This window comes from Coprobacillus sp. (genome assembly GCF_984815275.1).
This window is the reverse complement of sequence record NZ_CFJNYH010000037.1, coordinates 16165-29155: the sequence shown is the minus strand read 5'-3', so window position 1 is coordinate 29155 and position 12991 is coordinate 16165. Positions and strand designations below refer to the sequence as shown.

Annotated in this window: 12 protein-coding genes, 1 tRNA gene and 1 other annotated feature; all 13 genes read right to left on the bottom strand. The window is 31.1% G+C overall.

The features are described from left to right. Window positions 1–184: 184 nt before the first annotated feature. A complete protein-coding gene (locus AC5M21_RS12590) occupies window positions 185–1228 on the bottom strand; it encodes a hypothetical protein (RefSeq protein ID WP_412253353.1) in 1044 nt (347 codons plus the stop codon). A gap of 46 nt (window positions 1229–1274) precedes the next feature. Next, window positions 1275–1649, bottom strand: a complete 375-nt coding sequence (locus AC5M21_RS12585; protein WP_346965836.1) for a hypothetical protein — start codon at window positions 1647–1649, stop codon at window positions 1275–1277. Between the two features lie 124 nt (window positions 1650–1773). Next, window positions 1774–1858: transfer RNA gene (locus AC5M21_RS12580), tRNA-Leu, on the bottom strand. Window positions 1859–1982: 124 nt separating this feature from the next. Then, entirely contained in the window at window positions 1983–3251 is a 1269-nt protein-coding gene (locus AC5M21_RS12575) for an L-cysteine desulfidase family protein (protein WP_008787952.1), read from the bottom strand. Window positions 3252–3307: 56 nt separating this feature from the next. Further along, on the bottom strand, window positions 3308–4582 hold the full coding sequence (locus AC5M21_RS12570; RefSeq protein WP_008787951.1) for a spore germination protein: 1275 nt from the start codon (window positions 4580–4582) through the stop codon (window positions 3308–3310). Next, window positions 4579–4929: a stage V sporulation protein AE gene (gene spoVAE / locus AC5M21_RS12565; protein ID WP_008787950.1), complete on the bottom strand. Its 351-nt coding sequence runs from the start codon at window positions 4927–4929 to the stop codon at window positions 4579–4581. Before spoVAE ends, AC5M21_RS12570 begins: the two co-directional genes overlap by 4 nt. Further along, window positions 4926–5933: a stage V sporulation protein AD gene (gene spoVAD, locus AC5M21_RS12560; RefSeq protein ID WP_017143842.1), complete on the bottom strand. Its 1008-nt coding sequence runs from the start codon at window positions 5931–5933 to the stop codon at window positions 4926–4928. Before spoVAD ends, spoVAE begins: the two co-directional genes overlap by 4 nt. After that, window positions 5911–6354, bottom strand: a complete 444-nt coding sequence (gene spoVAC / locus AC5M21_RS12555; RefSeq protein ID WP_008787948.1) for a stage V sporulation protein AC — start codon at window positions 6352–6354, stop codon at window positions 5911–5913. Before spoVAC ends, spoVAD begins: the two co-directional genes overlap by 23 nt. A gap of 67 nt (window positions 6355–6421) precedes the next feature. Further along, window positions 6422–7240, bottom strand: coding sequence for a folate family ECF transporter S component (locus tag AC5M21_RS12550; protein ID WP_008787947.1), 819 nt, complete (start codon window positions 7238–7240; stop codon window positions 6422–6424). 434 nt (window positions 7241–7674) lie between these two features. Beyond that, window positions 7675–9066: a D-2-hydroxyacid dehydrogenase gene (locus AC5M21_RS12545; protein ID WP_008787946.1), complete on the bottom strand. Its 1392-nt coding sequence runs from the start codon at window positions 9064–9066 to the stop codon at window positions 7675–7677. Beyond that, window positions 9063–10526, bottom strand: coding sequence for a metallophosphoesterase family protein (locus AC5M21_RS12540; protein WP_238637607.1), 1464 nt, complete (start codon window positions 10524–10526; stop codon window positions 9063–9065). The genes AC5M21_RS12545 and AC5M21_RS12540 overlap by 4 nt, the downstream gene beginning before the upstream one ends. Before the next feature lie 144 nt (window positions 10527–10670). Next, window positions 10671–12056 (bottom strand): asparagine--tRNA ligase, encoded by a 1386-nt coding sequence (asnS, locus tag AC5M21_RS12535; RefSeq protein ID WP_008787944.1) that lies wholly within the window; start codon window positions 12054–12056, stop codon window positions 10671–10673. A gap of 39 nt (window positions 12057–12095) precedes the next feature. After that, window positions 12096–12307: a binding site (T-box leader), on the bottom strand. A 45-nt stretch (window positions 12308–12352) separates the two neighbouring features. Then, the gene (locus AC5M21_RS12530; RefSeq protein WP_008787943.1) at window positions 12353–12991 is read right to left on the bottom strand and encodes a redox-sensing transcriptional repressor Rex; all 639 of its coding nucleotides are present in this window, start codon (window positions 12989–12991) and stop codon (window positions 12353–12355) included.

Sequence of the window (12991 nt, the reverse complement as noted above, 5' to 3'; positions counted from 1 at the left end):
TTTAGATTAGATAATCTCGCTTTAAGAAAAATATTTTCTTGCTCTAACTTATCTATAGTGCCAATTATATTTTTCACTTCATTTAGCATGATTTCTAACACTTCTTCATCTTCACACCAGGAAGTAATGCAACCAACTAATCCCATAACACTTTTTTTACTCGTTTTCATGATATTCACCTCTTTTATTCAATAACTAAATATTTTTCATGCCAATCATCTATCTTTCTATCAGCTATTTTTACAAACAAATCTAGGTTATCATTTAGTTGTTTAAAAGATAAATGTTTGGTTAGTGATATACATACTTTATAGTCTTTTTTAAGACTAATTTTAAATTCTTCATTTTGAGTTATTCTTACTAAACTATAAAACATTTGATTAAAGTCACGTAATGCTTCATCATGTGAGGATCCAAGGACTTTTCGCCTATAAAAAGTATCTTGCATTCTAGCTAACTTTAAGTTAATCAAGTTAATCCTTTGGTTATAATTTAAGATTTTAATACGTTTATTCTTACTATAGGTTCTATCATACTGTTTGCTTTTAAGTCTTAAAGTTAGTTGTATTGTTTGAATAACTCTAGAAAGTGCTTGAATTAATAAACCTTTTAAATAATCAATTAGAGATGTAAATCTTTTCTTTCTTTCATCAGAATTCCCATCCTTTCCATCGCGATAGTTGAAATATCTCTTTTTATTAGAGACTGTAACAATTACTTTGATTGGTTGTCCCTTTTTATCCTTTTTTACATCCCCTTTTTTACAACGATGAATCGCATCAGGATTATTAGCCTTTGTAGTCCTTCCAGTATTTTTATTTATATACATATCACGTTTGTAACATTGTTCTTTTTCTTCAGGTTTTTCATAAATATGTCGGTCAAAGGCTATAACATCTATATATCGACCATTTCCTTTAGTTATAAACTTATATAAATAACAGATTACTTTATAATTAAGACTCACTTTTAACATAAAATTTTTAACTATTTCATGCTCTTGTGATTTTGTTAATCCAATTGGAATCATAATTCTTAAAGAAACTGCATATATTTTTTTCTTATGATTTCTATAATCTTCATAACTTAGTAATGTATTAATTGCTTTATGAGGATTAATCATATTAGAATAAAATTTTTCTTTAATAAAGTCCGTTATAATACAACGTTCATGAATATCTAAACGCTGAATAAATTGTCCATTAAATTCAAGATTTGTTGTACTCATAATACCTCCAGTGGGTTCCTTGCTTTATATAAACATTAAAGGAACTTTAATGATTTTTAAATTTTTCAACTTTTTCAGGAGTATTTTTAAGTTCCTGGATAAGCGAAATATAATAATTAACTTGATTCATAATGTCATCACCTACAATTGTATTAGATTTAGCAATAGCAACTTTTTTTCTAGCTTCCCTTGATTTAGGTAAGTCATACTTAGGTCGAATATACTGTCTCGCATATTCAATGAGTTTGAGTTGCATTTCCTGATCTTCAGCAAAAAAGTTGACCATAATTCTAATAAGATAGGCTTCTTTTTCTAATTCTGAATACTTAGTCAGCATTTTTACTAATAAAACTTCATCATCACTCGGATATATTTGCCATCTGGCAGTATCTGAACGTGGTAATAATACTTTTTTCTTCATTTTCTCACCTCCTTTTGTTTTAAATACGAAAAAAAGCGATATTCTTTAACGAATATCGCTTGCATAATTATTTGTAATATTAATCTACACAGTCCCCGTCTGACATTTTTTTTCAAAAAACAGATGGTGCCCGAGGTCGGACTCGAACCGACATGACGCGAGTCGCAGCATTTTGAGTGCTGTGCGTATACCAATTTCGCCACTCGGGCATCGTGTGCTCAATTATTATATTATAGAATTGTAGTAAAAGTCAATAGGAAAACTATCATTTATAACAAAATGAAATAGTCTTCATTTCAAAAAGAGAAATCAAGACTATTTTTATATATAATATTAATCACACATCATTTTAATAATTTCTTTATCTGTTTCTTTCATTCCATCTCGAGATAAACGTCCAATATTACGAATTGTATTTTCAACACCTTTACAAACAATCCCATCGCCACCTTTAAACTGGCAGCCATTTTTATACATATAATAACCAAGAATTCCAGCATCTACACTCTCAGCTATTTTGGCAGCACATGAAGGCTTTGCTCCATCACATACAATTCCCGAATTAATGGCTAAGGCATTAACCAATGTATGAGCAATTGTTTTATAATCGCCACCTTTAAGATAAGCAATCCCACAGCCTGCCCCTACACCTGCGCTGACAGCTCCACAATAAGCCGATAATCTGCCAATTCCTGTTTTCTGATGAATTGTACATAAGTTAGATATAATCAAAGCACGATATAATTGTTCTTGTGTTGCCTTTTCTTCCAAAGCATAAATAATAACAGGTAAAGATGCTGTCATTCCTTGATTTCCACTACCAGAATTAATAATAACTGGCATTTCACAACCGCTCATTCTTGCATCACTGCCTGCTGCTGCATAAGCTTTTGCTTTAATCTTGACATCATCACCATAAGTTTTTAAAAGGATACTTCCAATATTAGCACCCCAGTTATTTTCAATCCCTTCCTTAGCAATCGCATAATTACAATCAATTTGTCTTTGTAAAACGTCTTGAACATCCTCAATAGCAACTGTTGTTGCAAATTCATAAATATCTTTGACATTTAATAAACTACGATCAGTTAACGAAGAATCACTTGATGCAACCACACCAGATTCATAAAGAACTTCACCATCTTTTTCAATATACACAATATTTGTATGATAGCCAGCAATACGAACTTTGGCATTATGATAAATACCATGAAGATGAACACAAATATCTAAAGCACAATCACTTTCAATGGCTTGAACTTTCATTGATATCGAGTCTAAGAAATGACGCATTTCTTCTTTTTGTAAATTTGTAACAATAGAAATAACTTCTAATACCTTTGTACTATCACCAGCCACAATTCCTGCAGCAACACTCGCCTCAATACCTTTTAAGCCACCAGTATTAGGAACAATAACACTCTTGACATTTTTAACAATATTTCCACTGACAAAAATATCTACTGACTGAACCTCATCTTGCAGTGTATCAAAGCACTTACTTGCACAATATGCTAATGCAATCGGTTCAGTACATCCCATTGCCGGAACCAATTCCTCTTTTAAAACTTGTACATATGTTTGATAAATATGTTTTTCCATTCTTTCCACCTCTTTATAGACATATTCTAACACGCTCATACAAAATAAGAAAGGCATCATTTGCCTTTCTTAGGTTTTCTAATTATAAATTGTCCTAGTTTTTTAAGATCTAATGGAAATAATGGTGATAAATAAGACATTCCAAAAGGCTTCAATCTTGCCAGATAGACCCACAAAAAGATATTAAAAATAACAAATCCAAAGATATTGAATAACATTATACTTACAATCATCATCACTTTAATATATTTATTTGTTAAGGATAACTCATAGTTTGGTGTTGCGAATCCACCAATTGCTCCAACCGCACAAAAGAGCAAGATTTCTTCTGAAAAGAATCCTAAATCAATAGCAAATTGTCCTAATAATAAAGCAGCAATTAACCCCATCGCATTAGATATGGCTTCTGGTGTATGAATCGTTGCTATTCTTAATAATTCAATAGATAATTCAACCAGTAATATCTGGATAAAGAATGTCCAGTCCCATTGCATAAAAGAAACAGATAGTGACCAAACAGGAACAAGATAAATGGATAATAAAACAGCACTTAAACGAATAATACGAATAAATGTTCCAATCAATGGTGTTTGACGATGCTCTTCCACATGTTCTAGAATTTCAAATATTGTCGTTGGAATCATTAAGACAGATGAAGATGTATCACAAATAATTGCAATATATCCATGCTGAATATGCGTTGCTACAATATCTGGTCTTTCACTATATCTCACCAAAGGAAAAGGATTATAGTTTTGATCTAAGATAAGTTCTTCTAGTGCCCTATCTGTCATAATTAAATCTTTCGCTTTTATTTCTTTAATCCTTTGCATCACTTGTTTTAAAACATTTTGATCAACTTTATTTTGAAGATAGGCAATAGCGATATCCATTTGATTTTCTGTTCCAATAATTTCTCTTTTAAAACATAATTCTACGGATTTAATACGTCTTCTAATTAATCCTGTATTGTTTAAGATAGATTCATTAAAACCATCTTTTGCACCACGAACACTTTTTTCTGTTTCAGGTTCTTCAATAGATCTGTTTGGATAATTCTTCGTATCCATCAAATAAGTCGTTTCACCATCAAACAGAGCACAATTTCCACTCATAATTGAATATTGGATTTGCTTAATATCATTTGTATTGACGATATCAACATCTCCCATATTCAGACAATTATCTAGATTTTTTCCTTCACCATTTTCTATTCCTTCTACAAGTCTTGAAATCAGTGTATCGTTAGAAAGACTGGCCAAAAAATAAAGATGAATCAGTCTTCCTTTATATATCAATACACGATGTTTTAAGTCATAAGAATTATTCATGATTTCGGTTTAAAAATAATGGCAACCAAGAATCCAAAGAGAATAGCTGCTGTAATTCCGGCTGCTGTTAAATCAAACATTCCCATAGCAATACCAAAAATACCATATTCTTCAGTTGCAGCCATTGCTCCATGCATCAAAGAATGTCCAAAACTTGTAATTGGAATTAAAGCCCCGGCATGAAAAATTTCCACCAGTTTATCATAAATATGAAATAAGTCTAAAAATGAACCAAGCACAACAAATAAACTTGTTATATGTCCTGGTGTTAACTTACTATTATCATAAATCATTTGAGCTAAAAAACACACCAAACCACTAAATAAAAATGCCATTATATAATTCATTCGACGACCTCCAAACTGATAGCATGTGCAACACATGGAATCGTATCTTTTTGTGCACTCATCATTGGTGAAAGCAAAGCTCCTGTTGCAACAACAAGAACACGTTTGTACTTTTTGTCTTTCAACATTGGATATAAATGCCCCATCGTGACAAGCCCACTACATGCACATCCACTTCCACCTTGAAAAACTTCTTGATTTTGTAAATCATATAACATACACCCACAGTCATTATAATGGACAACATCAATTTTATGACGTTGCATCATTTCCTTTAAAATCTTATGACCATAAGTTGATAAATCACCTGTAACAACCAAATCATAATCTTGAAAACTTCTTTTTAAGTCTTCAAAATGAGTTGTGATTGTATCATATGCTGCTGGTGCCATAGCACGTCCCATATCATTAGGGTCATCTTGTGAATAATCAACAACTTTTCCTAATGTAATAGATTCAACTCTCACTTGTGTTGGCTGATTAGTTAATAAAGTTGAAATAGCGCCTGTTGCAGTAAATGTTGTTGTATCTTTCTTTTGAACACCATATTCAACAGGGTAACGATACTGACGCTCAGCTGTTGCATTATGGCTTGATACCATGGCGATAACCTTATCCACGAAACCACCTTCAATTAATAAAGATGACATTGCCATAGATAAACAAAAGCTTGAGCAGGCACCATAAATACCAACAAATGGTTTAGGTAACTCCCTAGCCAAATAATTAACTGTTGTAATTTGATTTAATAAATCTCCACCAATATAAAGATCAATATCTTTTTGCTTTAATTTCTCTCTTTTTAAACAGATATCTAAAGAATCTCTTAGCATCTTTCGTTCTGCTTTTTCAAAAGAATCTTCACCACAATGATAATCGCCAAATCCTTTATCAAAACTTGAGCCTAATGGTCCTTGATATTCCAATGGTCCACATACAGTCCCTGTTGATGCAATATATACATTCTCTAGTTTTATTGAATTACCCAAAAAGTGTGATGACATAACGAATCACTCCTAACAATGAGGCACTCACAATTCCATACGTAATAACTGTTCCGCCTAATTTAAACATATTACTTCCAATTCCCATAACCAATCCTTCACTTTTACTATCAAGTGCACTTGAAGCCATACTATTTGCAAATCCAGTAATTGGAATAAAAGTACCTGCTCCAGCATGTTTAGCAATACTATCATATAATCCTAACCCAGTTAATAAGCAAGCCACAAATACAAGGGTTATAGTCATCATTGGGATTGCATCTTTTTCACTACAGTTATAAACATTCATGAAAAATTCTAGAACACCTTGAGCAATGGCTCCCATAACACCACCATATAAGAAAGCATTGAAACCATTTTTGACTTTATGACCACCTGGTTTTAATTCTTCAGCCATTTGATCATATTCTTTTCTATCCATAATTTTCACCTCTTAAATAGTCTTTACAATTTTTTCAAAAATAAACACAAAAAAACAAGCCTTAGTACTAAGACTTGTTTAAACGAACAAAAATACGTTTCATTAATTTAATCAATGTATATCCTATAAAAATTTCTATTGGCAATATTGCACATTCTTTAATAACTCGAATACATAGAGAAACAAAAAATGGAATACCATACATCATATCTAACCACAGTGGTGTTAAACATAATGTCACAACGATTTCAACCAAAGTCACACATAATATCCATGTCGAAAATTCTTTGGCCTCATCTTGACTGATTTGCTTTTTTAATATAAAAATCAAAATGATAAAGATAATCGTTAAAATTAAGCAAACAGAAATCAATGTTAACTTTTCTTGAGATGTAATAATATGAACAGTCGTTGATATCGTCACTTGATCAAGTGTATATATGTAAATTGAAGCACCTAACCCAAGAACCAATATCAATCCCATAACTATTGACTGAACAATCTTTTCACTTAACATCTTTGCATGTTCCTTAGCGAGTGAAGGAATGACACTAACCAAGATTGTTCCAAGTGTAAATCCAAGAAATGGAAAACCTGTAGGAACCAATATCAATCCGATAATATCACTACTCAATCCAACTAAAAATGCATATCCTGGAGATAAAAAGTAACCTGCTAACATCAAGGGAATATATTCAAACCCTATCTTTAAACTTTCCGCTCCAAACAATGGAATCATAATAGCCAATCTCTTACATATAGCTGTTAAAATAATAAAGATTGCCGCAATGACCAAATTCATAACATTCCCTTTTTCAAAAGGATAAAACTTAAATACATAAAATCCCAGTGCAATAATGATTATTGCTAAAATAATTTGTTCCATAACACAATGCTACTTATAACAAATGTTTCCTGCTTCGTCCTCATTTCTAGTCCACAGGCGTTAATTCCGATCAACAGACCGTACATTCTTTGCTACTAACGTAGACTCCTCCTTCTTTTTAATATATAGGTTATATCATAATATGATTGTATACAAAATACAACTCTTTTTACCTATATCATCAAGAATTTTAAATTATATCATCTTAATATCTTCATATTCTTTAATGAACTTAACAAAAAAATCAAACCGAATAAATCGCGTTGATTAGAGACTTGAAAATAATATTTTTTGGGTTGTTTTTTGATAAATCATATTTTCATAATGGTATCTATTTTGTTACTATCTTATCGCTAATAGAAAGCACATATCATTCAAACAAAAAACACATCCTATATAATGTGTTCTTTGCTCAAAAATATTTATTTTTATATTTATAAATTCACAATGTTTCGATTTATCCCATTTAAAAATGCCATTATATTTTCATAAACTTCATCAACACATCTTTGTCTTGCCTCAATTGAACCCCAAGCAATATGTGGTGTTAAAATCACTTTATTCATATCTTGAATAGAATAAATAATATCATTTTCTAATAATGGTTCATGTTCAAATACATCTAATCCAACTCCAGCTAAATGTCCTTCATTTAAGACCTTGACTAAGGCTTTCTCTTCAATAATCCCACCACGTCCAACATTAATAAGATAAGCATTATCTTTCATCTTTCTTAAGGCATCTTCATTAAATAAATATTTTGTTTTTTCATTTAATGGAGCATGAATACTAATAATATCAGAACTCTTTAATAAAGTTTCAAAATCAACTTGCTGATAATCACTTGTTGCATTCTGCCCACTTGTTGAATAATATTGAATTTTTGCTCCCATTGCAGTCGCAATGAAAGCCACTTTTCTACCAATATCACCCAATCCAACAATCCCCCAAGTTAATGAAGAAACATCATGAAATACTTCATCAAAATAACTAAAGCGTCCACTTAATGCATATTCTTTAGACTTCACATATTTATCATACATTGCATTCTTTTCAATCAGATGCATTAATAATGCGATTGTATGCTGAGCAACAGTATCCGTTGAATATCCCTTTACATTTGCAACTTTGATCCCCTGTTGACGACAATATTCTAAATCAATATTATTCGTTCCAGTCGCAAATAAACAAATCAATTGTAATTGATGCATTCCCTTCAACACTGATTCATTCAATATATTTTTATTTGTAATAACAATATGAGCATCTTTTATTCTTTCACGAATTTGATCTTGAGTTGTATCTTCATACATAACAACATCACCTAAAGATTCAAATCTTGATAAATCAACATCATAACCAACAGAAGCACTTTGTAAAATGACAATCTTCTTATCATTTTTCTTTAACATTCCCTTCACATCATGATATTTTAAGTTTTGTAACATTTCACCTAATTTTAACGCTTCATTAAGTTCTAATATATGTGTTTCTAAAGGTAACCCACACATCGTCTGATCAACAATCTGAAAATTTAAAATATGCTGAATCATTGCAATACCTAAAGCTTTAGAAGTCATTGTTTTATAATCTTCTAAAGCAGATAAAACATTTTCTTTAAAATTTTCATCTTTTGAAGCACAAGCTAATAAACAATCATGAAAGGAATGATGGTTTAAAATCTCATTTCTAAAAGTATCATTATATAATAATGGTAAAACAATATCATACATTTCCATTGGTACTGCTTTTTGATATCCTTTCGTAAAATTATATATTAATGCCACTCCTAAATCTTCATCTTTCATTTTATCTACAATCTTCATTCTTTTTCCTCCCTAAATATATAAACCTCTACTCTTTGCCTTTCAGCTTTCGCTTTATCATCATAAAAAATAATACAAGTCTTCATCTTCTTTTCCATTGTATTATATTTGACTATATTATATGAAATATAACGACTTTGACTTTCCTTTAATCCGCCAGTTGCACTTCCTGCACCTATATAATAGCACTCATCCTTACATCTAAAATAAGGTAAATGCTTATGTCCATGAAAAACATAATGAATATTTCTTTTTTGTAACCATTCTATTAATAAAGGTGCATCGACTAAAACCTTTGATGTTTCCACAATTCTATTGATAAACGTCTTTTCGTGCCATTTGGTTTTAATAAATTGTGCCTTACTTAAAGGATAGACATGATGATGTAACATCACAAGCATTGTATAGTCTTCTAAATGATCAATGGCTTCTAATTCATCATCTATTTCATCTAACTGTCTTTGCCCAATTTTTCCTCTCGCAAGATTCCCTTCACTGGTTGTATCCATTTTAATTAAAATCATCTTTTCTTTTTCTAATACTTTTATGTTTTCACCTAATAAATAAGCAATCACTTTACTCTTTTGATTCCTAGCCATATTAAAACCATGAACAATGACATCATGGTTACCCAGTATAAATGTAACATTTGCTTTATACCGTTTTTTTAAACTGTTCATAAAATCATTTGCTAAATACATATTTTTACGATTCGGTGATTCCATAAGATCTCCCGTAATTAGTACTTTTATCTGTTGATCTGTTTGTAAATAAGGCATGATAAAATCTAATGAATTATATAATTGAATCAAACCCTTTTGTCTTTTGTTTTTACCTAAGTGCAAATCACTTAATTGAATATAGTATGAATCATCTTTATTATCATTATAAACATCAAACAAATTCACTTTTTGATCAATATAATCAATTAATTTCTTGAATTCTGTTTGGGATGTCAATGCTGAAAAAACTTGTTGTGTATCATTAAAAATCAAAATACCGGGCCATAAATCAGCATGATTCATTGCACAGAAAAAAGCTGGGAACGGATCAAAAAATGATAAATCCTTGCGTTCAAAAGGCTCTTCAATTGCATAAAAATAAACATCTTTATACTCCTGAAAATGAATATTGAGTAGTTCTTCTCCATTATATCCAGGTATGTAAAGAACATGTGTCTTTTGGGCATATTGATCAGCTAGTTTTTGAATTCCATCAAGAAAAGGATAACGTAAGATATGCTCCATATCTCCAACTTTGATACGTTTGGAGAAAAATGTATAGTCAGTTTCTTGTATTCTTTCTAAAGAATCACATATTATCCCACGCTTCTTTAACCATTGACGAAAGCCATATAAATATTCATATGATGAAACGATATCACGCATATACGCAGTTTCATTTTGATAAATTATATTAAAAAAAGTGTTTATAAAATCAATATCGCGCAATATTCTCACCTCTCTGTGACCTATTATACACTAAATATCCATAAATATGTAGAAAAAGACGAAGTATCTCAAATTCAAATTGAACTGAAGTATTTCAGATTTATTCTCTAAAAAGACTAAAGAACAACTCTATTCTTTAGTCTTATAGATCATTTAAAATTTTAAATTTCTAGGTGTTCTTGGGAATGGTTCTACATCTCGAATGTTTTGCATACCAGTCAAATACATTAAGAAACGATCAAATCCTAATCCAAAGCCAGCATGTTTACAGCCACCATATCTACGTAAATCCATATACCATTGTAAACCATCCTTCGCCATTCCTTTTTCTTCCATGATTCTTTCCAAAACATCATATCTCTCTTCACGTTGACTTCCACCAACCAACTCACCAATTCCTGGAACAAGCAAGTCACAAGCAGCAACAGTCTTATTATCATCATTTAAGCGCATATAGAAAGCTTTGATTTCTTTAGGATAGTCTGTTAAGAAAACAGGACCTCCAATAACTTGTTCACAAATATAGCGTTCATGTTCACTATTTAAATCCATACCCCATTTGACTTCATTTTCAAATTTAACATCAGCTTTTTCTAATATTTCAACAGCTTCTGTATATGTCATTCGTTTGAAATCACTATTACGAACATGTGTTATACGTTCAATACACTCTTTATCAATCATTTGTGCAAAGAACTTCATTTCTTCAGGAGCATTCTCTAAAACATAATCAATACAGAATTTGACCATATCCTCAATTAAATCCATATCATCTTCTAAATCAGCAAAAGCAATTTCAGGTTCAATCATCCAAAATTCACTTGCATGACGTGATGTATTTGAATTTTCAGCTCTAAATGCTGGTCCAAAAGTATAAACATCTCTAAATGCCATACAGAAAGCTTCAACATGTAATTGACCAGTGACTGTCAAGAAAGCTTCTTTACCAAAGAAATCTTTATCAAAATCAGTATTATCAATCGTTGTTGCTCTAAACATTTCTCCAGCACCTTCACCATCATTTCCAGTAATTAATGGTGTATGCACATAAACAAATCCCTGTGATTGAAAAAATTCATGAATGGCCATTGATAATACACTGCGTAATCTAAATATTGCATAGAATGTGTTTGCTCTTGGTCTTAAATGTGGAATTTCTCTCATATACTCAAAAGAATGTCTTTTCTTTTGTAATGGAAAATCATCATCACAAGCACCCTCTACAACAATTTGTGTAGCCTCTATTTCAAAAGGCTGCTTACTCTCTGGCGTTAACTTGAATTTACCTAATACACGTATAGCACTTCCTGTACTAATGTGTTTAATTGTATCATAATCTTCTAAAGTTTCCTTCAGATAAACAATTTGACAATTTCTAAAATAAGTTCCATCATTCAAAGCCAAAAAACCAACTTTTCCATTATCCCTATTTGTACGTACCCAACCATCTAATTCTACATACTCCAAGCTTTCTGTTTCGAACTCTGCACCTGACATCACCATTTCATAGAGTTCTCTTACTGTCATAAATTCAAACATCTTTCTTCCTCCTTTGTATAATATAAAAAGCCATTCCTGTTAAGGAACGACTTATATCGCGGTACCATCCTCATTCATAATCTCTCAATTATGCACTCTGAAGCTTTAACGCAGCCTAACGGGATAGTCTACTCTTATTTCTCCTATCCTGCTCATTGAGTGTTCCATATTTTTGATATCTACTTTGCTTACACCATCCAAAGTTCGCTTAAGATACTGATAAAAATATGTTCTCAAATCATTGCTTATTAGTATTATTAACACCTTTTGATGAATATTTCAATACTTTTTCATAATTATTCATCATTTGCATGCATTTTTAAGACAAGTTCTTGAATTGCTACAACAACATCGACAGTTTGCACCACAACATCATCATGAACGGTAAAATGGCTATGTGTGAAATCTACAATCCCCTTAACACCTAATGCCATTAAACGATCAACTGTTTCTTGAACCTGATCACTAATTGCCAAAATAGCAATCTTACATCCTTCTGGAAATGTTTTCTCCAAATCATCAATATGATTTAATTTGACTCCAAAGCGTTCTCCTACTTTATTTTGATCTTGATCATAACAGCAAACAATCTTTCCAACTGTATATTGCCATCTATTATATTTTAAAATTGCACTTCCCAAATTCCCTACACCAATCAATATAATAGATTCATCTAATCCTAATCCTAGAACATTATTTAAAATATTAATGATTTCTTTTGTATCATAACCAATACCTCTTTTTCCTAAAGATTCTTTATCAGTTAAAAAACCAAAATCTCTACGAATTGTTGTGTCTAAAATTCCAGTTGCTTCACTCAATTCACTAGATAAAAAATGTTCTTTTCCTTCATGTTGCATATTGCGCAACGCCTTAAGATATCTAGGGAAACGTGACATCGTTGCCTTTGATATTTTTTGATGTTTATTTACCAT